The sequence below is a fragment of the Thermus altitudinis genome (assembly GCF_022760835.1).
In the GTDB taxonomy this organism is placed as follows: Bacteria; Deinococcota; Deinococci; order Deinococcales; family Thermaceae; genus Thermus; species Thermus altitudinis.
The window spans coordinates 1-25,708 of sequence record NZ_JAKTNQ010000022.1; the positions used below are offsets into that span (position 1 = coordinate 1).

19 protein-coding genes, 3 pseudogenes and 1 CRISPR repeat array are annotated in these 25,708 nt (G+C 63.5%); of the genes and pseudogenes, 18 read left to right on the top strand and 4 right to left on the bottom strand.

Annotated elements, in window-relative coordinates; genetic code table 11:
- Positions 1–96 precede the first annotated feature (96 nt).
- From L0D16_RS08505 to L0D16_RS08590, 17 genes and pseudogenes are all read left to right on the top strand, one after another.
- Positions 97–402: a DUF433 domain-containing protein gene (locus L0D16_RS08505; protein ID WP_014632319.1), complete on the top strand. Its 306-nt coding sequence runs from the start codon at positions 97–99 to the stop codon at positions 400–402.
- Complete coding sequence (locus L0D16_RS08510; protein WP_014632318.1) at positions 399–746, top strand: DUF5615 family PIN-like protein; 348 nt, start codon at positions 399–401, stop codon at positions 744–746. Before L0D16_RS08505 ends, L0D16_RS08510 begins: the two co-directional genes overlap by 4 nt.
- Positions 747–789: 43 nt before the next feature.
- A complete protein-coding gene (locus tag L0D16_RS08515) occupies positions 790–1,368 on the top strand; it encodes a DUF4143 domain-containing protein (protein WP_279231285.1) in 579 nt (192 codons plus the stop codon).
- A 98-nt stretch (positions 1,369–1,466) separates the two neighbouring features.
- Positions 1,467–1,880 (top strand): annotated as a pseudogene (locus tag L0D16_RS08520) (DUF4277 domain-containing protein); the annotation flags it as partial.
- 360 nt (positions 1,881–2,240) lie between these two features.
- Positions 2,241–2,393, top strand: a complete 153-nt coding sequence (locus tag L0D16_RS08530) for a hypothetical protein (protein WP_014632315.1) — start codon at positions 2,241–2,243, stop codon at positions 2,391–2,393.
- A gap of 63 nt (positions 2,394–2,456) precedes the next feature.
- A pseudogene (locus tag L0D16_RS08535) lies at positions 2,457–2,546 on the top strand (IS5/IS1182 family transposase); the annotation flags it as partial.
- A gap of 348 nt (positions 2,547–2,894) precedes the next feature.
- Positions 2,895–3,542, top strand: a complete 648-nt coding sequence (locus L0D16_RS08540; RefSeq protein WP_243031410.1) for a helix-turn-helix domain-containing protein — start codon at positions 2,895–2,897, stop codon at positions 3,540–3,542.
- 288 nt (positions 3,543–3,830) lie between these two features.
- Positions 3,831–4,898: a replication protein gene (locus L0D16_RS08545; RefSeq protein ID WP_243031411.1), complete on the top strand. Its 1,068-nt coding sequence runs from the start codon at positions 3,831–3,833 to the stop codon at positions 4,896–4,898.
- Positions 4,899–4,904: 6 nt separating this feature from the next.
- Complete coding sequence (locus L0D16_RS08550; protein ID WP_243031412.1) at positions 4,905–5,486, top strand: hypothetical protein; 582 nt, start codon at positions 4,905–4,907, stop codon at positions 5,484–5,486.
- 129 nt (positions 5,487–5,615) lie between these two features.
- Entirely contained in the window at positions 5,616–6,575 is a 960-nt protein-coding gene (locus tag L0D16_RS08555) for a ParA family protein (RefSeq protein ID WP_243031413.1), read from the top strand.
- Entirely contained in the window at positions 6,575–7,492 is a 918-nt protein-coding gene (locus tag L0D16_RS08560; protein ID WP_423247864.1) for a ParB/RepB/Spo0J family partition protein, read from the top strand. Before L0D16_RS08555 ends, L0D16_RS08560 begins: the two co-directional genes overlap by 1 nt.
- A gap of 17 nt (positions 7,493–7,509) precedes the next feature.
- Positions 7,510–11,265 carry a RecQ family ATP-dependent DNA helicase gene (locus L0D16_RS08565; RefSeq protein WP_243031416.1) on the top strand — a complete coding sequence of 1,252 codons (3,756 nt, stop codon included), beginning with the start codon at positions 7,510–7,512 and terminating at the stop codon, positions 11,263–11,265.
- A 3-nt stretch (positions 11,266–11,268) separates the two neighbouring features.
- Positions 11,269–11,832, top strand: a complete 564-nt coding sequence (locus tag L0D16_RS08570) for an AAA family ATPase (RefSeq protein WP_243031417.1) — start codon at positions 11,269–11,271, stop codon at positions 11,830–11,832.
- Between the two features lie 7 nt (positions 11,833–11,839).
- Complete coding sequence (locus tag L0D16_RS08575; protein WP_243031418.1) at positions 11,840–14,230, top strand: Eco57I restriction-modification methylase domain-containing protein; 2,391 nt, start codon at positions 11,840–11,842, stop codon at positions 14,228–14,230.
- The gene (locus L0D16_RS08580; RefSeq protein ID WP_243031420.1) at positions 14,227–15,396 is read left to right on the top strand and encodes a hypothetical protein; all 1,170 of its coding nucleotides are present in this window, start codon (positions 14,227–14,229) and stop codon (positions 15,394–15,396) included. The genes L0D16_RS08575 and L0D16_RS08580 overlap by 4 nt, the downstream gene beginning before the upstream one ends.
- Before the next feature lie 22 nt (positions 15,397–15,418).
- On the top strand, positions 15,419–16,198 hold the full coding sequence (locus tag L0D16_RS08585) for a hypothetical protein (RefSeq protein ID WP_243031422.1): 780 nt from the start codon (positions 15,419–15,421) through the stop codon (positions 16,196–16,198).
- The gene (locus tag L0D16_RS08590; RefSeq protein WP_243031423.1) at positions 16,195–19,602 is read left to right on the top strand and encodes a helicase-related protein; all 3,408 of its coding nucleotides are present in this window, start codon (positions 16,195–16,197) and stop codon (positions 19,600–19,602) included. Before L0D16_RS08585 ends, L0D16_RS08590 begins: the two co-directional genes overlap by 4 nt.
- A gap of 83 nt (positions 19,603–19,685) precedes the next feature.
- Here L0D16_RS08590 and L0D16_RS08595 read toward each other — a convergent pair.
- Positions 19,686–20,429, bottom strand: a pseudogene (locus L0D16_RS08595) (transposase).
- 1,234 nt (positions 20,430–21,663) lie between these two features.
- On the opposite strand from L0D16_RS08595, the gene L0D16_RS08600 reads away from it, so the two are divergent.
- Complete coding sequence (locus tag L0D16_RS08600; protein WP_243031425.1) at positions 21,664–22,026, top strand: CRISPR-associated protein Cas4; 363 nt, start codon at positions 21,664–21,666, stop codon at positions 22,024–22,026.
- Positions 22,027–22,622: 596 nt separating this feature from the next.
- Here the strand turns inward: L0D16_RS08600 and L0D16_RS08605 are convergent.
- The 3 genes from L0D16_RS08605 to L0D16_RS08615 all read right to left on the bottom strand — a co-directional run bounded on the left by L0D16_RS08605 (position 22,623) and on the right by L0D16_RS08615 (position 24,160).
- The gene (locus L0D16_RS08605) at positions 22,623–23,027 is read right to left on the bottom strand and encodes a type II toxin-antitoxin system VapC family toxin (RefSeq protein WP_243031427.1); all 405 of its coding nucleotides are present in this window, start codon (positions 23,025–23,027) and stop codon (positions 22,623–22,625) included.
- A complete protein-coding gene (locus L0D16_RS08610; RefSeq protein WP_341474620.1) occupies positions 23,024–23,254 on the bottom strand; it encodes a type II toxin-antitoxin system Phd/YefM family antitoxin in 231 nt (76 codons plus the stop codon). The genes L0D16_RS08605 and L0D16_RS08610 overlap by 4 nt, the downstream gene beginning before the upstream one ends.
- A gap of 135 nt (positions 23,255–23,389) precedes the next feature.
- Positions 23,390–24,160, bottom strand: coding sequence for a DUF429 domain-containing protein (locus tag L0D16_RS08615; RefSeq protein WP_341474621.1), 771 nt, complete (start codon positions 24,158–24,160; stop codon positions 23,390–23,392).
- Positions 24,161–24,261: 101 nt separating this feature from the next.
- Positions 24,262–25,536: direct repeats of the CRISPR family, unit length 37 nt; unit sequence GTTTCAATCCTCACTCGGGCCGAAGCCCGAGTGCGAC.
- The last annotated feature ends 172 nt before the right edge of the window (positions 25,537–25,708 follow it).

Sequence of the window (25,708 nt, forward strand, 5' to 3'; positions counted from 1 at the left end):
TAAAATGCAAGCGGAGTCGGTCCCCCAGTCTCAGATGTATTGACCGATTACACAGTCTAGGCGCGCGGGGCGGCTCCTGAGTATACTTAGGGGCGCATGGTCCTGACCGAGCGGATCCCCCTAGTGGCGGACGAGGCCGGAGGCCTCCGGGTAGAGGGCACCCGGGTCTACCTGGAAGACCTCCTGGACGCCTACGAGGGGGGGCTCTCCCCCGAGGAGATGGTCCTGGCCTACCCCAGCCTAAGCCTTGCGGACGTGTACGCCGTCCTGGCTTGGGCTCTGCGCCACCCGGAGGAGGTGGCCGCCTACCGGGAGAGGGCGAAGAGGGCGGCTCTGGAGGCGGAGGAGCGGGCCCGGGTCCACTTCCCCAAGGCCCTTCTCGCCCGGCTGGGTAGGGCGTGAAGCTCCTTTTGGACGAGAACGTGGAAAGGGCCCTCTTCCTGGGCCTGAAGCGGCGCCACCCCGGGCTAGACGTGGTTCGGGTAGTGGACGTGGGCCTTGGGGGGAGATCAGACGCTGAGGTCCTGGAGTGGGCCGCCCGGGAAGGACGGGTGCTGGTGTCCAGGGACCACGCCACCCTGAGCGCCGAGGCCGCGCGGCGCATAGAGGAGGGCAGGCCCATGTCTGGGCTCATCCTCTTGCGCCGGGGGGTCGGCGTGGGCCGGATCTTGGAGGATCTGGAGCTCCTTCTGACTGCCGCGCGACCTGGGGAGCTGGAGAACGCCATCCTGTATCTGCCCTTCTAGAGTTGGCCTTCGCGTTTCCTTCAAGGAGGTCCACCAGCTCCTTTTGGGCCCCTCGGTCACAAGCCAGGAGCTTAAAGGTCTCCGGCTTCTGGTGGACCTCTACCTGCTGAGGCGCCTGCCTCCCCTTGAGGCCAACGTGGGGAAGCGCCTGGTGAAAAGCTCCAAGCTCTACCTGCGGGACAGCGGTCTGGTCCACGCCCTCCTGGGGCTCCGCACTTTGGAGGACCTCCTTGCCCACCCCGTGGTGGGGAGGAGCTATGAGGGCTTCGTGGTGGAGAACCTCCTCCAGGTGCTTCCCGAGGGGGGCGAGGCCTACTTCTACCGCACCCGGGCCGGGGCGGAGGTGGACCTGGTCCTCCTCCTGCCCGGGGGGAGGCTCTGGGCCGTGGAGGTCAAGCGGAGCCTTGATCCCCGGCCTTCCCGGGGGTTCCACGAGGCGCTGAAGGACCTCAAGCCCCAGGAGGCCTTCGTGATTTACCCGGGAGGGGAGACCTTCCCCGTTGGGGGAGGGAGTCTTCGCCGCTCCCCTTGGGGCGATGATGGAGCGGCTCTGGAGGAGGTAAGCGCCCGCCCTCGGGTTTCGCGGCCCGGGTCTATCCGGCCACACTGCCCTTGCTGGTGAGCGGTTGGCCAGGGCCGCGTGGCTCCCGGTGGGGGACCTTTACGACGGCCTTCAACCCACATTCCGCATCCCTCCTCCCCTGGCCTTAGGATTTTGGGATGGAAGCCACACCCGATCTGCGGGTGTACGACCTCGGCCACCTGGGCCTGGTGGCCAGCACCGTGGACCGTATCGGGCTGGTCCCCCTGGTGGACGAACGGGTGGGCCCCCGCCCGGGGGAAAAGGTGAGCACGGGGGTGGCCCTGGTCAGCCCCGAAGGGGCTACCTTGTAAGCGGCCATTATGAACGCCCTAGGCTTTGTCTCTTCTCCCCTCTACCTCTTCGGCCACTACTGGGAGGGTAAGCCCACGGAGTGGCTTCTGGGAAAGGGCGTCACCCCAGGCCTCCTCAACGACGACCGCATGGGCCGCATGCTGGACACCCTCATTACCTGCTGGAGTAAAGGGGGTGCGGAATGTGGGGTGTACAAGGGGACGGGGGAAGTACGGCGCGCGGCGAGCTACGCCCTCCCCAGCCTGGGGACCGAGGAAGCAGACGCGAGGCGGCTTGGGGAGCTTCTCCTTTCCCGGTGGAAGATGGAGAACCGGTCCTTTTGGGTACGGGACGTCCTCCTCTATGAGGACGCCTGCCAGGTGCGGAACGTGGGGGCGCAGGTCTTGGCCGCCCTCCGGGCCTTTCTGGTGTCCCTGCTGCACCGCAGGGGGATGCGGGAGAAGATCACGCGCCAGCGTACCTTGAAAGCGGCCCTGGAGACCTTCTCCTTCCATCCCCTCTCCGCCCTCAGGTTCCTGGGGCTCTATGCGGCATAACGGTCAAGTCTGCCCGGGCTTGCCTTGCAAAGGTCGGGATGACGGGCGTATACTCGCGCCCCGATGGGCAAGCGCGGCTTCGTTTGCCGGGAGGCAAGCCCCAAGGAGGTCCTGGAACACTGCCTGCGCCTGGCCCAGGAGGTGGCCCCGCCCACCCCCAAGGGCAAGCGGGGCCGCTCCTGGCGCTACGACCACGCCCGCAAAGTGTTCTCCTGACGGGGAAAGAGTTATCTGGCCCCACTCCTCAAGCGGAGGTGCGGCCGGTTATCCGGCTTCGGGGCGCGAGCGCTTTTGGAGCTCATCGCTTACGGCCTTAGGGTTCTTCTCTCCCTCCTCCCGCCCCCTCCGGGGTACAAGGCGATTTGCTAGGCAAGCCCGCACCTCGTTGACAAGGCTTTCCCTCTCGGCCACCCTGTTAACTAGGGACTGGGCCCGGGGTTTCCCCGGGCTTAGTACGTTAGGGAAAGATCCAAAGCTGCTCCCACGAAGCTGGATCCCTCAAAAGGGCGAACACTTCGGAGGTCACGTCCCGGGCAAAAAGGCGACCTTGTCTCCCCGTACTCGTCCGCGTAGATCGCGAAAGCCAGTTCCACCGGGGCCAGTTTACCCGGAAGAATCTGCACGAACCCCCCTTGCGCCCGCACGGGAAGCGCTATGCCCCAACCGCTTCCCAGAATTGCCGTTGCGCCAGAAGAGGACAGGCCGTATCGTGTGGTCATGCCGCGCACCAGCAAACGACCCCTTCCCCGCCACGTCCTCCGCATCGGCGAGAGGCGGCGGGAGCTTGGCCTTACCCAGGAAGAGCTCGCCCGCATGGCGGGCTTCTCCACCAGCCTCATGGCCAAGATCGAGCGGGGCGCCGTGGACCCCAAGACCCTCTCCGCCCAGTACCTGGTGGGCCTCGCCAGGGCCCTCGGCCTCACCCTCTCCCAGGTCATGGGGGAGGATGTCCCCGGGGACGACCTGGGCTTCGTCCCCTTCACCCTTCCCGTCTACACCTCTCCCAAAGAGCTGGAGGAAGGCAAGCCCGCCTCCCGGGCCTTCCTCGCCCCGGCCGAGCTTCCCCGGGGGGCGGTGATGGAGTTCCTGGCCTTCCTGGAGGTCCCAGGGAGGTGGCTCGCCACCCTGGACGTCCCCTTCCCCACCGCCCGGAGGGTCTGGGTCCTCACCGAGCTCAGGCCTCTTCTCCAGCCCCAGGCCGTCTACCTGGGGAAGGCCCAGGGCCACGCCGCCTTCTTCCCCCACGAGGCTCTGGAGAGGGACCCCCTGGCCCTCTACCCCCTTCACCCGGAGCTCCCCACCCTCTGGCTCAGGGAGGAGCGCCCCGAGGTCTTGGGCCTGGTGCGGGGGTGGCGGGTGCTGTAAAGGCCAGGTATTGCCAAAACCGGTGATATATGCTAACCTCCGGTTGTGGCTAGCCAACTCTGGGGGGACGTGCTAAACTCCAGGGTTAAGGAGGTGAGAGGTCGCCTAAGGACGCGTAGCGGTAGGTAAAAGCAGGAAGACCGGGGTTTCCCCCGATCCCTTCACCGCAAGCATCTTGGTACTCTCGAGATCCCCTAATCCGAGGGTACCAAGCGGAAGGGAAAATGTCAACCCGGGTGGAAGCCCCACGGGCCCTAGGGCCGGGGGTAAGCGGCCCAGAAGGCAACCGTGGGAGCGCGAATCGGCTGGACCCATCTGGAATCGCCAAACGGATTCACCCTCATCCCCAACCCCCTGCTCAACAAGCTCTTCGGCAGCGGCTTCTCCGACCGGGAGTTCGCGGTCTTCCTCGCCCTCGCCACCCGCAGGAACCTCCACCACAAGAAGGCCTCCACCAAGGACCTGGCCCTCCTCCTCCGGCGGGACCCCCGCACGGTGGAGAAGGCCCTGCTCGCCCTCTGGGAAAAGGGCCTGGTGGAGCGGGACGCCACGGGGTGGTGGCTTTCCGATGCCCCGCCCGGGCAGGACCTGCAGGCCCCCGTGCACGCCGTGCAGACCCCCTTGCAAGCTTTGCAAGGCACGGGTGAGGAAAACGCCCTCCAGGACGGGCTTCTCTCGGTGCGGGAAATAAAGGAAAAAGAAACAACTACTGAAGAAAAAAATCCTCCTCATCTTCACGCCCAAGCGGCGGAGGCGGAGGAGGCTGAAGAGGTAGAGGCTGACTGCAAAGCCCCGGAGGAAAGAGCGGTTTCCGCCTCTCCCTCAGAGGGAGGAGAGCGGGCGACCTTCCTGGTTCCTTCGCCGTCTCCGGCCTCCCCTTCCCCTTCTGGATCTTCCCCGGTGCTCGTGAATGAAGGCACGAAGTACCGCCTCCAGGCCCGCCTCAAGGAAGCGGGGCTCTGGGTGGACTTCTACCGGGTCTTCCGCCCGGGCTTCGCCCACGGGGGGCTTTGGCGGGCCTACCTGGAGCGCCTGGAGCGGGAGGCCCTGCCCCTGGGGGAGGCCTTCCTCCAGGCCCTGGACCGCACCCTGAAGGGAGCCCGCCTCGGCGCGGTCCGCTACCCGGCGGCCTACCTGGACCGTCTCCTCCAGGACCTCGCCCCGCCCGAGCGCTCCTTCCCTCCCCCGCCCCCGCCCGAAGAGGTGCCTAAGGACGCCCTCCTCCTCCTCCCGGACGGGAGGCGGGGGTACTTCGCCGGGTGGACCGGGGGCGGGGCCAAGGCCTTCGTGGAAGTGGACGGGGTGGCCTACCTGGTGGACCGGGAGAGCGTCCTCCAGGCGCGTGTGCTAGGGTAGAGGGGAATGGTCACGACGCCCCTTTCACCTTCCCTGAGTCGGGTTCCCCTAAGGTTTGGCGCCCACTACGCCGCCGTGGTGGTCGCGGAAGGGCAGGTCTTCGTGAAGGAAAGCCAGGCCCCGAACGGCCAGGTCTACACCTTCTACCGCCTCCGCCTCCCGGACGGGAGCTTCCTCCGCCTGCCCCGGGCCCACCGGGGCCGGCCCATGGCCGAGCTGGTGGGGGCGCGCATCCGGGGCACCTTTTGGCCCCGCACGAACGGCCAGGGCCTTCTGGAGAAGTCCCTTCGCCTTGGTCGGATCGGGGTTCCCAGGGGGGACGGGAAGGGACACCCCTTGATGGCCGCCCAGGGCCGCGTGGCCTTCGTGGACCGGGAGGAGGGGAGGTTTGGCCTCGAGGTGCGGCCCAACCCCAAGGGGCGCCTCAAGGAGCCCTTCACCCTCGTCCTCTGGGCCCCCCTGAGCCTCCTGGAGGCCCTGCCCCCCGTGGGAAGCGGGGTCTATGTGGAGGGGGAGGCCCGCTTGAAGACCCGGCGGCTCGTGGCGAGGAAGGCGAAGCCCGCCAGGCTCTGGGACGATCCTTCCTGAAGGAGGGGGTGGTCCCCGCCGGCCTCGAGGCCACGGCAGGGAGGCCGAAAGGCTCTTATCCGGGTGATTTAGAACACACCCGCTGTGGGATTTGACTCACGGCGTGAGGCGGGTTATATTGCTTCCAAGATGAAGAAGACCGTCCTCATTCCCCTCAAGGACTGGGCCCTGGAGCAGGGGCTCTCCTACTCCGGCGCCCTCAAGCAGATCCAGGAGGGGAGACTCAACGCGCGGCGCCTTGGCCGCTACTGGTACGTGGTCAAGGAGGTGGAGGCCCCGGGGGGAGAAGGGGTGGTGCTCACCCTCTTCACCCACGCCGGGGGGGCGGGGAAGACCTCCCTGGCCCGGGACCTGGGGTACGAGATGGCCTCTAGGGGCAAGCGCGTTCTTCTCGTGGACGTGGACCCCCAGGCCAACCTCTCCGCCTGGCTCGGCATCGTGGACGCTCCGGTAGAGGAGACCCTTCTCGGGCTCCTAGAGGGTAAGGGACGCTTCAGGCCGAGGGAGGTGCTTCCGGGGGTTAGCCTCATCCCCGCGCATGTGGAACTTGCCCGGGCCGAGCTTGTCCTCATCCGGGAGCCCTACAAGATGTTCGCCCTGAGGAAAGCCCTGGAAGCCTTCCGGCAGGAGTACGACCTCATCCTCGTAGACTCCCTGCCCTCTCTGGGTTCCTTAGCCGGGGTTGCGGGCATGGCCGGGGACGGCCTCCTGGTTCCCGTGGAGGCCTCACCCAAGGGTCTTCAGGCCCTGCCCACGGTGCTTTCCGTAGCCCAGGACTACGCCGAGGGGTTGGCCTCTCTGGGGATGTGGGGCGGGGGCGCCTTCGTCCGCGCCCTCATCCCTAACGGGCTGGAAGGGACGGTCCGGGACCGGGAGGTTTTGGCCCAGCTCGAGGGCCTTGGAGGGCGGATCCCCTTAGCACCCCCCTTGGTGCGTCGTCCGGCGGTGTACCGGGAGGCCCAGGTGCAACGGCTTCCGGTGCAAGCGGTGGGCGGGGAAGAGGTGCGGCGGGAGATGCGGGTCCTCGGGGACTTTCTGGAAGGGATCCTGGAGCAGGTCAAGGCTGAGCTTCACAAGGAGGTGGCCTGATGAGCCGCAAGCCGAGCCCCATGGACCCCTTCCTGGCCAGGGCGCTTTCCGCCTTGGAGGAGATGGAGGGGAAGCCGGTCCAGGCTGGGGGGAAGACGCTTCCCCTCGAGGCCCTCGTCCCTTCTCCCCAGCCCCGCAAGCGCTTTGAGGGACTCGAGGCCCTCGCCCACTCCATCCGGGAAAAGGGCGTGCTCCAGCCCCTCCTGGTGCGGCCCTTGGGGGACGGGAGGTACGCCATCGTGGCCGGGGAGAGGCGGTACCGGGCCGCCCGGATGGCGGGGCTTTCCGAGGTCCCGGTGCGGGTGGTGGAGCTCTCCGAAAAGGAGGCGAGGCTTTTCGCCCTGGTGGAGAACCTCCAGCGGGAGGACCTGAACCCCTACGAGGAGACCGTGGGGGTCCTCGCCCTGCTATCGGAAGACTTGGGGAGGTCCGTGGAGGAGGTGGTGGGGCTCCTCGAGCGGATGCGGAAGGAGAAGCGGGGGGTGGCAGCCCGCAACGTTGCGGGCAGCCCCGAGGCCCGGAGAGTGGAGGAGCTCTTCAAGGCCTTGGGCCGCATGTCCTGGGAGTCTTTCGTCCGCCACCGCCTCCCCCTCCTCTCCCTCCCCGAGGACCTGAGGGCAACTCTGGAGGAGGGGGCGATCCCTTACACCGCCGCCCTGGAGCTCAAGAAGGTGAAAGACGAGGCCTTGCGGAAGGCCCTCTTGGAGGAGGTGAAGGCGGGCCTCTCCTTGCGGGAACTGAAGGCCCGGGTGCGGGAGGTTCTGGTCGCGCGTAAGCCTGCCTTGGAGAAGGCTCCTGCGGCGTGGTATGGAGACGTCATCGACGCCTTGAAGAAGACGGATTTTAGTGCTCTCCCCACGGAAAAGCGGGCCAGGGTAGAAGCGCTCTTAGCGGAGCTCAAGGAACTGCTTGGTTAAACGCGTCTGGGTTCAGTATGGCGGTCTTGCTAAGGATCCACGAAGGGGTTTTCTACTGGGCTTATCGGATCCTGGGGCCGGAGTTTAAAGGCCCCACGATTGAGGATCCCCTTGGGGTTCTTCCCATTCCTCTCAAGACGGCCCTCCTTCAAGCGGTAGGGAAGCGGTTTGGGTTAGAGTTCGATCTTGCAGAAGCTCTCCTTACTCGGCCCCCAAACGAGGGGCGCTCTTACGCTTATGCCACCCATTGGTGGCCCTCAGAGGAAGGACTCAAAGAGCTCCTTTATGAGCGCATATCTCGGGCTTCTTTGAACGACTGGGAGTTCGTTCCCGTCGAAACGTTAGACGACTTCGTGCGCAAGCACCGTCTTCAAGGGAAGGAGCACTATGCCGAGGTGCTCTTCCTAAAAGAGGTTTACCTTCCCCTCTTTGGTAGCGAGGGGCTTGCCCTCTTGTTGCCCCAGGTGGGCTTCTTGGACGAGGAGGGGGGAGAGCGCAGGGCTGACTTCATCCTCTTCGGTCAAAGGCCGTACGCCATAGAGATCGAAGGCAAGAGCTACCACGAGCGCCCGGACCGCTTTGCGCGAGAAAAAAGCCGTCAGCGGTCGCTTACGCTCCGGGGAGTCGCGTATTTTCCCATCGCCTACGACGACATCCGCTCGGGAAAGGCCCGTGAAGCCCTGATAAGGCTTGCCGAGAGCGACCCAGTCCTGGGGGGCTGCCTGAGGAAAGGTGGGGTGGGGCTTTCCAGGGGGCCCGCTTATTCGCCCCTCCACTGGCTTGTGGACTTTCCGGTGCGGTACCCCATCGCCCTGAAAGGGGCCTTTGCGCGCCTCTTAAAGGCGGTCAGGGAGGGCGAACGTTCCGTCCAAATTGTGGACCCAGAGTCATCCACCCCCTTGGTGGAGGCGGCCTTCGCCGATGCTTACTTCACGCTTTTGAACGTGGGCCGGCTTGCCGGGGTTGACCTCCCCTTACCGGAAGTTCGCGTTTATCGGCTAGACGTGGATAGCGTTTCAAGGGCCTTCCGGGATCTCCTGCCGCTTTGGGTTGGGCGGATTGAGGGCTTTTCAGTTGTCGACGGAGTTCCTGAAGAAGGGGCCCTTGACGTTTTCTCTTGGGACCGTATCGCTTCCCTAACGCGCGAGGCCGACGCTTTCCAAGCAGAATACGAAGAGGAACGAGGATCTTGGACTCCTCCCTTTGTCGGGACGGCATCTTCTGCCCTCGTTCTGGACTTCTTCGCCCGGAAGTTTTTCCCGGTGCCAGAGCTCAAGGAAGCCCAACTTCGCCTTTTGCAACGGGCGCTACGGGGAGAAAGCGGCCTTGCCCTGTTGCCCACGGGCTATGGTAAGTCTCTTATTTTCCAGCTTTACTCCTTCCTCGTCCCGGGGGTGAACATCGTCATCTCTCCTCTTCGGGCCCTGATGCGGGATCAGGTGTACAACCTTCAGCGGATCGGCGTCACAGCGGTCACCTCGATTTCCAGCGACGACGAGGCCGCGGCCAAAGAGAGCAAGACCAAGACTTTGTTGGAAGGGCGCTACCGCCTTGTGTACCTTTCCCCGGAGCGGATCCGCATCAAGGGGTTCGTTGAGGAATTCCGAAGGGAACTGGGAAACCTTCCTGTCTCGGCGGTAACTGTAGACGAGGCGCACTGCGTCTCCGAGTGGGGGCATGACTTCCGGCCCGCCTATCTCCATATCCGTGGCTTTTACGAGGAGATCCAGGCGGTTTCGCCGAGGAAGCTACCCCTGATCGCGCTTACGGCTACGGCCTCTCCTCCCGTTCGAAGGGACATCCTGAGGGTTCTGGGGCTCCCCGAGGGGGCTGTGGAGCAACTCGCCAGTAGCGATCGTCCCAACCTGAGTTTCTCTGTCCATCCCGCTCCTCTCGGACTGAACCAAAAGAGGAACCTTCTTAGAAACCTCTTGACCGAGATCCTTCCACGGACGCTGGGCGTGCCACGGAAGGAGCTTATAGGAAGGCCAAAGCAGTCCTCGTACCCGCATGCCGGCGTCATTTTTGCCATTTATGCCGACCCTCGCGGGCAGAAGACTTTCGAGGAGGGTGTCCACGCGATAAGAAGCTTCCTCCTCAAAGAGGGCTTGGCTTCTGGCGATCAGGTGCACGTTTACGCAAGTAAAAAGCCGGCTGTATGTCCTTCATGCGGTTCTAGCGAGTGGTTTGCAGATCGGGGAAAAAACACTTGCCGTAGTTGCGGTTCTTCCTTTGTCAAACCAAAGATCATCTTTGACTGGGAAGATAGGGTACGAGAAGTCCAGGACCGCTTCCAGGAGAACCGCTTTCCGCTTCTGGTGGCGACAAAGGGCTATGGCATGGGGGTGGACAAGCGGAATATTCGCTATATCATCCACCACGCCATGTCCAGCGGTCTCGAGGGCTACTACCAAGAGGCAGGGCGCGCGGGGCGCGATGGAAGGCACGCGCATGTCGCTTTGATCCTGACACCGCCCACGCGGTCGTGCTTGGAACAACATGTTCTAGGCGGAGACGGGATACCCCCTTGCCTTCCGAACGGGCGTTTCCGGTCCTGCTCCTACGGCCTGACGCTTCCTTGTGACTATGCTCGTCAGGTTGAGTTCCTTCAGGGGAGCTATCCCGGGGTAGAGGAGTCCTTGCAAAGGGCCATGAATGTGGCCGAGAGGATTTACCACGCTTCGCAGGGTGGACCAGATGGGCAGCGCTTTGTGGAGGTGGAGGGTCATGAGGAAGAACTGACCAGCTTTGAATATGCCCTCGTGCGCCTCATGCAAATTGGCTTTTTAGAAGCTTACACCGTAGAGTACCTCTCACAGCGGCGCCTCCGTTTTTGGTTCCCCCCGCCTAAGATAAGCCGTCGGAATTTTGAGGAACGGCTTAGGGCTTTCCTGGCAGAAACGCGGCTGGGGGTAGAGGTGATGGAGAAAAGGTTGGAACCTCTTCGCCGCGCTTCTGCTGGCGATCCACTAGATCCTGTAGAGAAAGCCCTCCGCATCCTTTTGGAGAGGGTGTACGAGACGGTCTATCCCATGCGCATCCAGATGCTTCGGAACCTCATCGAGTACGCCCTGAGCACGGAGAGAAACCGGTGTCGCCGCTTGGTGCTTCGGAGCATCTTTGACGACCAGCTTCCACCAGACGATTACCGTTGTGGCTTCTGCGATGTCTGTGAGCCCTCTTTGGCTTTCCCGGTCCCTGGAGCGCTGGTTCCCCCAAGGGAAGCTGAACCCGAGGAGATCGTTCGGCGGCTCTCCTCTTTTTTCCAGAGCTGGTCGGAGGAGGAAGCCGATCTGCTTCTTTCCGCCGCGGGCGAGAGAGGCTTGAGTCAAGCGGTCATGCTCCGCTCCGAGTACTACCTGGAGCGCGAAGGAACGAGTTTAGGAGCCTTCTTCCTGGCGGGTGCCCTCAAGGGGCGCGAAGATCCCGCTCAAGGAGCTCTCTACCTGAAGCGGGGGACTTCTGAGGCCTTGAAGCAGGGCCTTTCTGTCGACGAGATCGGTCCTTTTCTCGCCGAACTTGGAAGGTTGGGACCGGAGCACCTGGGAAGCGTGCTTCTCGCCCACTCCCCTCTTGGGGGCTACCGGGAGCGAAAGCAGGTTTATGAGGAGGTAGGGAAGCGCCTGGGATATGACGATCCGGCTGCTCGGCTTACGGCGAGTCTAGCTTCTCTAGAGCTTCTTTCCGAGCTGACGGAGTGGGTGGAACGGGAAGGGGCTTCTTCCCAGCTGAGATCGATCAAGGAAAGGTTTGAAGCCAGCTTACAGGGGTAGGGAATGAAAGAGGAAAGAAACTTTCTGGAGCTCTTGGAGCAAGAGGTCGATGCCTATAGGAAGAGCCTTAGGCAAGCCCTGAAGGTGTCGGAAGAGCTTGCCGGGATACTGGAGGCGGCCAAAAAGACGTACCAAAGCTTAGAAGAACGACTCCAGGGCCTTCAAGAACTCGTTGCCCGAGGAGGCGAGGACCTAGACAGGTTTCGGCAAGAATGGGAGGAATCCCGTCGTGGGATTGAGGAGTGGCGTCGGAAGCTGGAGGAGCAGGTGCTCGAGCACCTTAAGGAATCCCAGAATCGCCTTAGCGAAATCCAACACCTCACCTTCAAGCGATTGGACCGTGTTGAGGATCATTTAGGTCAGCAGAAAGCGGAGCTGGAAGGGAGGATGAAGGGCCTTGAGGATCGGATGGACGAGGTGGGCCAGCAGGTTAATCACATGGAGCAGAAGCTCTTGGCGCGGCATCTGGAGATGATGCGGAAGATAACGGGGCTACAAAGGCAAATCTTTATCCTGGGAGGGATCCTGGGGTTTTTGGCCTTGGGAGCCTATTTTTTAGGGAGGTAGATTTGCCTTGCTGAGTGATGACCTCGTTCCCTACAGCCGTGAAGGGCTCGTCAGCTTCCTGGACGCCTTAGGGAGCTTTGCCCCCCGGGAAGAGGCGGTTTCCCTCCCCGGGGGGGTCACGGGCGAGCTCCTCGGCTACCTCTACCTCGAGGACGAGGTGCCCGTGGTGGCCCTGAGGGTAGAGGAGGCCGCCAGAAAGCGCCGCAAGGACTGGGAGCCCGCCGCCCGCTACCTCGTGGAGCGAGGGCTTTCCGCCGGGCTCTTCGTCTTCTACGACGGGGAAGGCGCCTACCGTCTGAGCCTCGTCCACGCCCGCTACCGTGGAACGAGGAAGCCCGAGCTCTCCCACTACAAGCGCCACAGCCTCATCGCCCGCCCCGGGGAGCCCAACAAGACCTTCTTCCAGCGCCTCCGGCGCATGGCGGAAAACCCGCCCGGGACCCTCGCTGAACTCCTCGAGATCTTCAGCGTGGAGGCCGTCACCGAGGAGTTCTACCGGGAGTTCATCGAGGTCTTCGAAGAGAGGCTCGCCAGGGGGGTGGTGGGGGAGGCTTCTTCCGGAGAGAAGCGCGACTTCGCCCTCGCCTTCGTGGCCCGGGTGATCTTCCTCGGCTTCGTGCAGAAGCGAGGGTGGCTCGGGGGAAGGGAGGACTTCCTCCAGGACCTCCTGAAGCGCTACGAGAAGGCGGTGGGCCTTGGAAAGGACCGCTTCTACCGCGAGTGGCTCACCCCCCTCTTCTTCCGCGCCCTCAAGGCCCCTCCCGGTGAGAAGGAGCTTTCAGGCCTCGGCCTTCCTCCCGAGGTGGAGAAGGCCCTGAAGGAAGCCCCCTACTTGAACGGCGAGCTCTTCTCCCCGAAGCCCGGCGTGGACGACCGGGGCCTCTACCTGAAGGACGAGGCCGTCCGGGACTTCTTCGGCTTCCTCTTCGCCCACAACTTCACGGTGGAGGAGAACGACCGCTACGAGGAGGAGCTGGAGCTCAACCCCGAGTTCCTGGGCCTCATCCTGGAGCGTCTCATCAACGACCTCGGGGTGGAGGGGAAGGGAGGCGAGGTGGGGGCCCACTACACGCCCCGGGTGGAGGTGGACCTCATGTGCCGCCTCGCCCTCGCCGAGCACCTCCACCGCCAGGGCCTTCCCCTGGAGAAGGCCTACGGGCTCATGAGAGGGGAGGTGGAGGCCCTCACGAAGGAGGAAAGGGCCTTCGCCAAGCAGAGCCTCCTCGAGGCTAAGGTTCTGGACCCGGCCGTGGGGAGCGGGGCCTTCCTCGTGGGGATGCTCCAGGTCCTGGAGGAGGTCCTCGAGGACCTCGGGGAGCCCCGCACCCTGGACCTCCGCAAGCGCCTCCTCCAGAACCTCTACGGGGTGGACGCCCTGGGCTGGGCGGTGTGGATGACGGAGCTCAGGCTCTGGCTCGCCTACTTCGTGGAGCTCCCCGACAGCGCCAAGGCCTCTAAGGAGCCCCTCCTCCCCTCCCTCGGCCTCAAGGTGGCCCACGGGGACTCCCTGGTCCAGACCCTGGGAGAAACGATCGTCCCCGTGAAGCTCCCCGCCAAGGCTGAGGTGCTGAAGGACGAGAAAGTGCGCAAGGCTTACGAGGCCCTGGTGGCCGCCAAAGAGGACTACTTCCACAACCGGGGGGTGAGCCGGGAGGAGGTGGAGGAGAAGGAGCGGGCCTTCCTCGAGGCCTACGCTTGGCGGGCCCTTTTGGGAAAGGGCCAGCAACCGGGGCTTCTGGTGAAGGGGGAAGCGGAGCAGACCGAGGAACGGTACCGCCAAATCGAGGAGCTCCTCAGGCAGAGGGAACGCCCCTTCTTCTACCTCCTGGACTTCGCCGAGGTCCTCCTCGGGCCCAAGGGGGGGTTCGACATCGTCATCGGCAACCCCCCGTACGTGCGCCAGGAGGAGATCCGGGACCTCTTCGGTCGCTTCGACCCCAGCGCCTACAAGGGGCTCCTGCAGAGGTCCGCGAAGGAGGACCTCCTCCTCGCCACCCCCTACACGGAAAAGACGGCGCCCGCCCCTTCGGGCCGCTCCGACCTGTACACCTACTTCTACGTGCGGTCCCTGGCCCTCCTCCACCCCAAAGGAGTGCACGTCTTCGTGGTGTCCAACTCCTGGCTGGACGTGCAGTACGGGGCCTGGCTGCAACGGGTCTTCCTGGAGGCCGCTCCCCTCCGCTACGTGATCGAGAACCGGGTCAAGCGCTCCTTCCGGGCGGACGTGAACACGGCGATCACCGTGGCCCACGCTCCGGACCCCGAAAGAAAAGTGCCCCCCGACTGGCCTGTCCTCTTCGTGGCGGTGCGGAAGCCCTTCGAGGAGGTGGACCTCCTGCAGGAGGTGCTGGAGGCCTCCCGACAGGTAGGGTTCGCGTCTAAGGAGGTGTCGAGGTGAAAGCTCCTGAAGTGGTCCGTCAGGGCGAGAGCACCAGGGTGGTGACAAAGACCGCCGCCGAGCTCTTTCAGGAGGGGCTTGAGAAGGGCAACAAGTACTCGGGCGGGAAGTGGGGCGGGCTCTACCTGCGGGCCCCCGACATCTACTTCCGCGTCCTGGAGAAAGCCGGAGACAAGCTGGTGCGGCTCGGGGACGTGGCCGAGGTGCGCTTTGGGATCAAGACCGGGGCGAACGACTTCTTTTACCTCGAGGTGCTTCCCTACCGTCCGGTCTGCCCGCTGTGTGAGAAAGTACACAAGGAAGCCCTTGCAAAGGAGGAAGAAGCCGCCTACTGGGCGAGGGGAGAGCGTCCTCCCGAGAATGCGCTGGTAGCGGTAAAAAATGGAGCGGGGTGGGAGGGGTATTTAGAAGCTAGTTGCTTACGGCCAGTAATTGTGTCGCCCAAACACTCCAAAACTTACGGAATCAACCCATCTTCTCTGCCGAAACGGGTTCTTTGGCTTGACGACCACCTTCCCCCCCACGCAACCGCGTACGTGAACTATGGCAAAGATCAAGGCAAAAGCGCGCTGAGGGAGGTTTCCGGGAGTGAGGCTGGGTACCGAATCGGAGCCAGTCGCAAAGAACTTATTGTATACACAAGGGTCAGTTCAACCCGGCACCAGATTTTCTTGAACGAAAGGCGCGTGGAGGTAGACAATAACCTCTTTTGCATCGAGCCTAAGAACAAGCGTTTCTCTCCTTACCTCATCTACGCAGCCCTCGAGAGCACTTTTGGTGCTTTGCAGAAAGAACTTTTGGGAAGGAGCTACGGAGGGGGGAGCGGTCCGATTAAGGTCGAAGGAGCCGATATTTCTCGCATCTTGGTTCCCCTGTGGAAAGGGGAGAAAAGCCATCACCTTGTGGAGGTTGTGACCACATTTGCATCTCAACCTACCCGCCCCCTCTTGGAAGAGCTAGGAATGCGGAGCTGGGACGACACCCCCAACCCCATTCCTCACCGCAAGGCGCTAGACGATTTGATCTTTGATGTCCTAGGCCTGGACCAGAAGGAGCGCCAGGCGGTTTACCAGGAAACCGCTCGCCTTGTCTGGGAGCGAACGGCTAGAGCACAGAGCTTGGGTAGTATACCTTGGGGAAACACCGAGGATGTAGGACTTAACTGAAGGATGGGTAAGGAGGACACAAATGCCCGTGAATAACAGGACCACGTACGTGCGTTCTGGGCGGCAACCCAAAAAAGACTCGGTAACGCGATCGCGCGATCTGGTTCTGGCGTTAAAGGAACTACTGGATAGGGCTGGTGTAAGCTGCGATTTCGCGGAGAATGTCACAGATGAGAGCATTAATGGGGCGCCTGCTGTTCGACTTAGTGAGGATCGCTTGGCACTTGCTCCAGACCTCTACTGCGAGTATGCGGGTAAAAGGTTTTGGGTGGAGGTAAAAGACAAGTGCCAGAGGTTCTATTGGGAGGATACTGGGATCAACCTTCAAGAGTTAGTGAGTTTTTATGATATCCATCGGCTAAAGGGCGAACCGATTTTACTGGTATTCAAAGACGCGAGCCTTGACGAGTGTATGGTGAATAGCGCGAAAAAAGAGCAGAAAGAGGCATATCAGAAAAGATGGCAGAGATTTCAGGGGAAACCGTATGGGGAATGGCTTGACAACTTGCTACGACGCTCTTCACGCCCGTATCCGCTGGGGTCATTGGATCATTCGCGCGGTGTACCCATGTATATTGTGTACTTCCAAGTTGATCTCATGCGCAGCCTAGAAACAAATCTGGAAGCACTTCTTCAACATCTTGACAACGCTACCGACACCCCAGATATGGATCTGACGATGTATCTTTTGGAAAAAGGCAAAGGCAAGAAAAAAATACGATGCGCGAATGAAGCGAATATTCGGAAGAATCTGGCGGAAATGGTCGATAAGTATGAGAGGCTAAGACAAGCAGGAAAATGAGCCGCTTCATCACCAACCACTCCACCAAGGACCTCGCCGCCCGCCTCGCCGAGCTCATCAGCTTCTCCAAAGAGCTCAAGTTCCTCGTGGGCTTCTTCTACTTCTCGGGATGGCAGGAGCTCTACGAGCCCCTCCGCAAGGTGGCCCAGGACAACCCGGACCTCCGGCTTAAGGTCCTGGTGGGCATGGGGGTGGACCGCCACGCGGGGGAGCTTATCGAGGTGGCCAAGGGGTTCCAGGGGACGGGGCGCGAGGTGGTGCAGGCCCTGGTGGAGGAGCTCGCCCAGGCCCTCTCGGACCCCCGCCTGGACCTGCCCGACTTCCCAGAGCAAGCCCGCTTCTTCCTGCGGCTGCTCAAGGAAGGGCGGCTGGAGGTCCGCAAGACCCGGGAGCCCAACCACGCCAAGCTGTACCTGTTCAAGGTCGATGCCCCGCAACAAAGGCTCCTCGGCAGCCCGGGGAAGTTCATCACCGGCTCCTCCAACCTCACCCACGCCGGGCTCCGAGGACAGCACGAGTTCAACGTGGAGATCGGGGACTACGGCTTCGAGGAGGCCGAGGCTTACTTCGACGAGCTCTGGAAAAGCGCCGTCCCCCTCCGCCCCGAGGACGTCCTCCGCCTCGAGGAGGTCGTGGAGCGGGGCTCCCTCGCCGCCCTCCCCACTCCCTTCGAGATCTACGCCCTTCTCCTCAGGCGCTACCTGGACGTGGTGGAGGCCCTCCCGGAAAGGCAGGCCCCCGCGCTCTACCTGGAGAGGGTCGGGTACCGCCCCTTGCGCTACCAGCTGGACGCCGTGGAGCTCCTCCTCAGGATCCTCGAAGAGTACGGCGGGGCCATCCTCGCCGACGTGGTGGGGCTCGGTAAGACCGTGGTGGCCGCCCTCGTGGCACGGGAGCACGGGGGGCGGGGAATCGTCATCGCCCCGCCTGGCCTCATCGGGGAGAGCGGCCAGTACGGCTGGCTGAAGTACCTGGAGGACTTCGGCCTCTACGACTGGAGGGCCTTCTCCACGGGCAAGCTGGACGAGGCCCTCGCCTTCGTCCAGGGTCCCGGCAAGGACGTGGAGCTCGTCATCGTGGACGAGGCCCACCGCTTCCGCAACCCCGACACCGAGAGCTACGCTCTGCTCCAGGCCATCACCGCGGGCAGAAAGGTCCTTCTCCTCACGGCCACGCCCTACAACAACTACCCCCTGGATGTCTTCGCCCTCCTCAGACTCTTCACCGTCCCCGGGAACGCCAAGGTGGGGCCCACCTCCGACCTCGAGGGGTACTTTCGCAAGCTCACCGAGAGGTTCAAGGCCTACAGCTACGTCCTCCGCCACCACGGCTCCCGGGACAGGAAGAGACGGGAAAAGGCCGAGAGGCTCTACCGGGCGCACTTCGACCGGGATCCTCCCGTGGACACGAGGCTCGTGGAAAAGGCCCTGGAGGAGGTCGCCCGGGAGGTCCGCTCGGTCCTCGCCCCCGTCACGGTGCGGCGCAACCGGCTGGACCTGGTGAAGGATCCCCGCTACCGGGAGCACCTCCCGGAGTTCTCCCGCCTGGAGGACCCCAAGCCTCTCTTCTACGAGCTTTCCCCCGAGCAGTCGGCGTTCTACGACCAGGTAGTGGACGAGTGGTTCGGCCCCGAGGGGGCCTTCAAGGGGGCGATCTACCAGCCCGCCCTCTACCGGGAGGGGCTCTTCGGGGAAGAGGAGGAGGTAGAGGAGTCCCCGGAAAAGCTCTTCGCCGTGGAGTCCCAGCGGAACCTCGCCGACTTCATGCGCCGCCTCCTGGTCCGGCGCTTCGAGAGCTCCTTCGGGGCCTTCGTCCGCACGGTGGAGCGGCTCGTGAAGGCCCATGAGAGGGCGCTCAGTTTCGCCAAGGAAACGGGCTACTTCATCCTGGGGCGCGACGGCCTGGAGAAGCTCCTTTCCCGCTTTGAGGCCGGGGAGGAGCCTATCGAGGTGGAAGAGTTCCTGGAGCTTCTCCTCCAGGAGGACGCTGAGGCCATCGCCAGGGGGGAGCGAAGCCGGGAGCGGGTGTACCGCCTGGAGGAGTTCGCCCAAAAGGACCTCTTCCTCCACCACATCGAGGACGACCTCGCCCTGCTCACCCGCGTCTACGCCCAGGCCGCCAAGCTCAGGCTCGCCGACCCCGAGCGGGATCCCAAGGCGGAGGCTCTCGTGCGGTTCCTCCGGGAAAGCCTTCAAAAAGAACCCGAGCGCAAGGTCGTGGTCTTCTCCGAGTTCACCGACACCGTGGAGCACCTCGCCGAACGCTTGAGGGGTTCAGGGCTCAGGGTCCTCGCCGTAGGAAGGCAGGTAAGCGCGAACCTGATCCGGGAGGCGGTCCTCAACTTCGACGCCTCCGTTCCTGAAGAACGCCAGCGCGACGACTACGATGTATTGGTCGCCAGCGATAAGCTTTCCGAGGGGGTCAACCTCCACCGGGCGGGGACCGTGGTCAACTACGACATCCCTTGGAACCCCACCCGCTTGATCCAGCGCGTGGGGCGGATCAACCGCATCGGGCAGAAGGTCTTCGACAGCCTCCACATCTACCACTTCTTTCCCACAGAGAGGGGAAGGGGCGTGGTGGACCCGAGCCAGGTGGCCGCTCACAAGCTTTTTCTGATCCACAAGGCCCTTGGGGAGGACGCCAAGATCCTCTCCTCCGAGGAGAAACCGAGCCCCGCCATGGTCTACCGCAAGCTCACCCACCTTCCCGAGGAGGAGGAGAGCTTCGACACCTGGGTGCGCCTGGAGTGGGAGCGGGTGAAGGCGCTCGAGCCTGGTATAGAGGAGAGGATCGCCCGCCTGCCCAACCGGGTGAAGGCCGCGCGCCCCGGAGAGGAGCGGGTGCTCCTCGTGGCCCGGAAGGGCCTCGATTTCTACGCCTACGCGAGGGAAGGGGACAGGAAGATCCAGCCCGTGCCCTTTCCCGAAGCCCTGGGGGAGGCCAAGGCCGAGCCCGAAACGCCGCGGCTGGAGCCCAGCCCGCGCTTCTGGGAAGCTTACCGAGAGCTGGAGAAAGCGCTTTCCCGGAACGAGCCCGAGCCTTTTCCTTCGAACTCCATCGAACAGAAAGCCCTCCGCAACCTGAACACGGCCAAGGTGCACTGCAAGCGGTTGGGAGACGAGACGAAGGTGGCTCTCCTCGAGGCTTTGATCAAGGACATCCGCCGGTACAAGCGCCTTCCCCGGTACGTCCTCCGCCGCCTCGCCCAGGTCGACCTGGACGGCGAAGAGGAAGCTTACCGGCGATTTGACGCGGTGCTGGAAGAGGTCGGCGCCCGCTTTGGGCACATCGTCGGTCGGGATCCTCAAGGGGGGCATGCGCCCGAGATGGTGGTGGCCCTGGAGTGGCGGGGCGATGTCGGTCGCCATCCTCGTGAAGAGGAGGGCCCGGATGCGGGGTGAGCTTCCGGGGCTAGGGCTTGCTCCCGGAAGCCCTGTGGAAGTTTTTTATTCCCCCTTTTCGGATATTCACCTGCGTACTCACCTCACGCCACCGCCCGCAACACCCGGGTGATGGGCAGACCCGCCTGCCCAAGAAGCTGGGCCACCACGCTCCAGGCCATCACCCAAGCTTCCACTTGCAGGGCCACCGCCTTCAGCCCCCGTACCCTCCCCACCGCCCCCACCAGCCCCATCGGCCCCTTCAGCAGACCAAAGACCGTCTCCAGCTCCCACCGCCGCCCCAAAAGCCTCCGGTACGCACCTCTCCCCCGCCGCCGCAGGTTCAAAAGCCGCCCCCTCCCCTTTGGCCTTCCCCGTCTCCGGTTATGCCCCGTCACCAGAAGCATCCCTCGCCTCCTCGTCAACCGAAAGTTGGCTTCCCCCTCGTAGGCCGCGTCCGCCACCACCACGGGGGGCTTCTCCCCAGGAAACCTCTCCACCCCCCAGAGCATCCCCCGCCCCACCGGGGAGTCGTGTCATGAGGCCGGGGTCACCCGTAGGGCCAGCACCTCCCCCGTGTCCAGGTCCACGAGGAGGTGGAGCTTGTACCCATAAACCCAGCCCCCATCCGAGCCCACGCCCCAAGCCGCCTCCCCATCCGACCTCTGGGCGGGGAGAAGGGTGGCGTCCATGGCCAGCACCCGCCTCCCCCGGCCCACCCGCTTCCCTCCCCGCAGGAGGGGCCAGGGTAGCTTCCGGCTCCGCTCGCTGAGGGTGGCAGAGGAGGGAACGCGCTCTAGACCGAGGCGCTTGCGGAGCCTAGGGTTGCGGGCCAGTTCCCGGCGCATGCGTTCGCTGGAGAAGCCCAGGAGGGCGCGGACCAGGTGGAAGAGAAAGAGGCTGAGGTCGGAGAAGGTCCTGGGCCTGCCGGGTTTTCTCTCCCCTTCTGGCAAGCGGGCTTGGAGCCATGCCTGGAGCAGGGGGACCAGTTCCTCCAGGGGCAGGGGTAGGATGGAAGGGGGCGTCTGGTGTTCTTCCACAGCTCACCAAGCGCCCCCTTTTCCTTTGGCTTGTCAAGGGGGTATGCATTGAATATCCGAAAGGGGGGTCTTCTAAGCAGGGAGCGGAAGCCCTTGCGACTCAGGCGCTCCAGGGCCCTTTGGGCTAGGGGAGTAAGTCCTTCCGTGCATTCCACCGCAACCTGTAAGGCATCCCTCTCTGCTTGGGTGAGGTGGAAAAGCGTCCGCACATCCCGAGGTTCCTCTAAACGGAACCATCCTCTGGGAACTGGGGCAATACCCCACCTGCATACCCCTCTTGCTAAAGCCTTTGGACCAATTCCCGGAAGTTGGTGCGGTAGCGACTGGCGTCAGCGGCTAGGGATGTAGTCAACAAAATTCTCAAGGAGCAAAAAGGGGAATTGAACCAGACTATCAGACGGGTAGAAAAGGGCCTTGTCTAGTGAACTCCTAGAGGAGAGCACATATACCTGGTTGCTCCGGTGGAGAGGGGGTCTCGAGGGACCCCCCTAGTTGCAGGGCGTCCTTGCCCCCTGAGCGGACAAATCCCCTCTTCGTGGGGGCAAGAACGTCCCAACCCTTTTCCCTCCCGTCCCCAGCCCGCGGCCCTCGAGGCGGGGTCCCTGCCCCGCGGCCCCGGGCCTTTCTTGCCCCCACAAGAGCCAGGGCCTCCATTCGTTGGGACAACAAGGGCCTGAACCCCCGCGGCCTTTTGAGGAAGGACGGCAGGGGGAAGTTTCCTGGAAAACTGCAGGCATTGCGAGGGCCAATAGGGCCCTCTGGCCCGCCATCTGGAGGAAGCCCGGAAGGCTCTGGCCTGGGGGTTGGGCCGGGCTGTCCTCTAAAAGCTACGCCCTTCTGCTAGGGCGGAGTAGGGTGCGGCCTCTCGGGGGTTTTCCTACCCCACGATTGTTCTCCTAACCCTCTCGTGGGGGTAGGACAAGCTCTTCTGTTGCCGCCCCCCTTTGCCAGTGGTACGTGGTCCTATAGCGGCTCAGCTCCAGGGTTTACCACGGTCCCAAGGAAGCCCGGCCCAGGTGAACGAGGAGGAGCCGGCTGTAGCATGGCCCTTGAGCTGGCGCGCTGGTGGGAGGACAACAGGGGCAAGCACCACCTCTCGGAAGAGGCCCTCTTCCACCCGGAGCACCGCTACGCCGGGCGGGTGGACCTGGTGGCCCGTCTCGGGGGGAGGCTTGTGGTGGTGGACCTGAAGACCTCCGCCCAGGTCTATCCGGAGCACCTCCTACAGGTGGGGGCCTATGCCCTGGCCCTGCAGGCGGAGGGGATTGCGGTGGAGGGAGGGTATGTGGTGGTCCTGCGGAAGGGGGTGCAGGTCGCTGAGGTCCCTTTGGAACCAGCTGCGGAGGCCTTCCTAGGGCTCCTCGCCGTTCACCGCTTCCTGAAGGGCCTCAAGGCTACCCCCTGAGCACCTGCCCTAGAGGATACCAGCGGTGGCGTCTTGCGCCCAAGAGGGCGGCCCCCGGGATGCCATGGAGGGCTTCCAGGAAGAAGGGTTCCTCAGGGCCTACAAACCCCAGGACACCCTCCTCACCTTCTTCCAGTGGACGGAGGACCGCCATCCCCCAAAGCCCCTCCTCGGCCGCAAAGGGACCCCGAGGGCCTCAAGGAGAAGGGCCCGGACCAAAGACGGCCTCCTTCACCGGCGCTGCTTGGGAAACCACGGGCGGACTTTCCCCAAGAGCGGGGCCTCCCCAAAGGCACGCCGGTGGTGGAAGGGCTTGCCTCCGGCTCTGAGGAGCAAAGGGAGGGGTGGCCCCTGGAAAGCCCTCCCCTGCGCCTCACGGCCCGCCCGGGGGAGAACCCCTTGGAGAAGGCGCTGGTGTTAAGGCTCTTCCTCCAGGGTTCACCTGCTGTATCCGAGGGGCACTTCCACCATCTACTCAAGGCCCAAGGCCTCAGGGCCTTCCCCAGGAAGCCCAGGACCTGGCCCACCTCGAGGCCCCCTAGCCCTATCCCCTACTCCTCGCTTGGCCAGCCGCTAGTTCTCTCCCGAAGCCCCTCCTACCCCCAAAAGCTCCTGGTCTTGGCGTAGCCCCTCAGGCGTTCGTCCTTGGTCACCAGCACCGCCCCCAGCCTGAGGGCCGTGGCCAGGATGAACCGGTCCGCCGGGTCGGGGTGGGGAAGCTCCAGGTAGGCCGCCTCCACGGCGATACCCGCCTCCAGGGGAACCACCCCGATCCCCCGCACCCGCAAGGCCTCCGCCAGCCAACGCCTGGGCTCCAGGGAAAAGGCAATGCGCCCTTTGCGGGAAAGGACCGCCACCTCCCAGGGGGTGATGGCGGAGATGTAGAGGGCTTCCCTCCCCCGGGCCTCGTCCAAGGTTCGCACCAAGCCCTCGGGGAGGACCTCCGGGCTCGCCAGGTACCAGACCCAGGCGTGGGTGTCCAGGAGCAGGGGCTCCTTCATCCCAAGGCCTCCCAGGCCTCCCCGGTGGGCTCCGTGGGCTCCTCGTAATGGAGGAGGGTACCCAGGAGGCCCTCCCTGGGGTCCCCCTCCCGGTAGGGGCGCACCTCCAGGACGGGACGGCCCCGATCGGTAAGGATGAGGGGCTCCCCCGTGGTTTCCACCCGGCGGAGGAGTTCCAGGGCGTGGGCCTTAAAGTAGGACTTGGAGACCTTCATGACCAGGGTCATTGTACCCGGTCACAACGTGTTGCGCTAAGAAACCCGGAGGCACCAACGCCATGCAGTCGGCCATCCCGGCCACCAGACCCCGGTGGCCTGGGTCGTACACCAAAGGCCAAGGGGGTGTGGTACATCCGTAAGGCCTTAGTACCACATTTCCATGTACAACCATTTGGAATCTTTCGGGGGACTCGGCGGGATTCGACTGGCTTTTCCTTCAAGTATCTGCCGGGCCGCCCATGCAGCAATACTTGCGTCCAAAATGTCGTCCAGAACCACACTGCCTCTTGACCACCGACCGTGGTGGGCGGAGAACCACCGAGGCCAACCCTCCAATTGCACAAGCAACGCTTGGCGATCCGCCTGACCACGCTTCGTCTTTTTGCTGTGCCGGATGGCCTGATTGCCATTCATTGCATAAAAGGCCAGTTCGGGGTGAGTCTCTTTGACCCGAGATTGAAGTTCTGGCGTCATCAGCGCATCTACTTCCCGCAATTTCGGAAACAAAGCGAACACCTGCTTTGTCAACCCCGCTGGATAACTAAGCCTTTGAGCCTCATGAAAGGTCTCTGCGTTAAGGGCTGCCCGCGGTGGAGCGCTGAAGACACTGCTACTCCGTGGCCACCCCAACAGTTGACGGGCCCATCGTTCACATTGTCTTCCGCCCTTTACGCCTTGGTCAAGTAGACCGACCGGCATGTCGACGCAAATCATCTCGCACCCTTCGGTATGGGTTAGAACAGACTTAAAGTCCGGGTAGAGCGCGAATTCCCAGTGGGCATGCCCATCCCAAAGCACAACCAACCATCCACCTCGGCACCCATCTACACCAGCAACCAGTAAGTGGCCACCGGCAGAGTCTCCCATCAGGTCTCTGGCATTCCTGGCCAAGTTCCCCCCCAACAAACGTAGCATGCGCAGGTGCACCTGGGCTCCCTTCACCCGGAGGTTCCACCCCTCGGGCCGAAGCCCGAGTGCAACCTTGCGGTACGCCCACGGGTACTCCCCACGCCCTAGTTTCAATCCTCACCCGGGCCGAAGCCCGAGTGCGACCCCTTCACGGATAGCGTAAACCAGGGCCCCTATCACGTTTCAATCCTCACTCGGGCCGAAGCCCGAGTGCGACCCGGTTCTATTCTGGTCATCGGGGCCACACCGGGGTTTCAATCCTCACTCGGGCCGAAGCCCGAGTGCGACATAGAGGACGGCTACATTCCCACTACCGGTATTAGTTTCAATCCTCACTCGGGCCGAAGCCCGAGTGCGACGTGGTGGGCCAGCCGGAGCCCGCCCGCCCGGAGCTGTTTCAATCCTCACTCGGGCCGAAGCCCGAGTGCGACCTCCTCCCAGTACTCCTTGGCTTCCCCCTCAGGGAGTTTCAATCCTCACTCGGGCCGAAGCCCGAGTGCGACGGGGGGCCTTTCTCAGGCTAGTCAGTACCTTGCGCGTTTCAATCCTCACTCGGGCCGAAGCCCGAGTGCGACCCACCTCCCTGCCCGTGCGTCCCGTGCGGCCACGGGGGTTTCAATCCTCACTCGGGCCGAAGCCCGAGTGCGACAGTATCAGCTGGCCATGGTCCAGGAGCTGGCCAGGTTTCAATCCTCACTCGGGCCGAAGCCCGAGTGCGACCAGCCTGGAGGAGCTCCGGGAACAGTACGCCACGCATATGTTTCAATCCTCACTCGGGCCGAAGCCCGAGTGCGACCCTCGCTGACCGCCAGGGCCGAGCGTTGTTCATCAGGTTTCAATCCTCACTCGGGCCGAAGCCCGAGTGCGACAAGGTCCTAAATGCTTTAGCGGGGAAGGCACCTAAGGTTTCAATCCTCACTCGGGCCGAAGCCCGAGTGCGACGACCGCCTGAATATCCTCAGGCAAATGGAGAAGGGGAAGTTTCAATCCTCACTCGGGCCGAAGCCCGAGTGCGACCTCATTCCCTCCGTGGAGCCCCGGGCCCGGGAACTCCTGGTTTCAATCCTCACTCGGGCCGAAGCCCGAGTGCGACTTTTAGGGTCTTCGCCGGGCAGTGCCCGGTGGAAGGTTTCAATCCTCACTCGGGCCGAAGCCCGAGTGCGACGTGGTAGCGGTCCAAGGCCCCATTATTGAATTACCTGTTTCAATCCTCACTCGGGCCGAAGCCCGAGTGCGACGCTGTCTACAACGGCCTCGTAGCCATCGTCCAAAGTTTCAATCCTCACTCGGGCCGAAGCCCGAGTGCGACTTCTCCCACACGTATCCAGCGGCGATGGCGTTGCTGGTTTCAATCCTCACTCGGGCCGAAGCCCGAGTGCGACGGCCTCATTCTAGCGCACGTGCTGGACGGGGCTCAAGGGGCCATTTGCGCGAACCCCCCAAAAGGGCCCGGGGGAGATGGGGGGTGAAGCAGAGGGAAAACCGGGTTTTCAAGCTCCCCTAGCTGCTTTTTGCGCTTGCGCGAACCCCCCCGGGTTTTGCCACCCGCTTGGG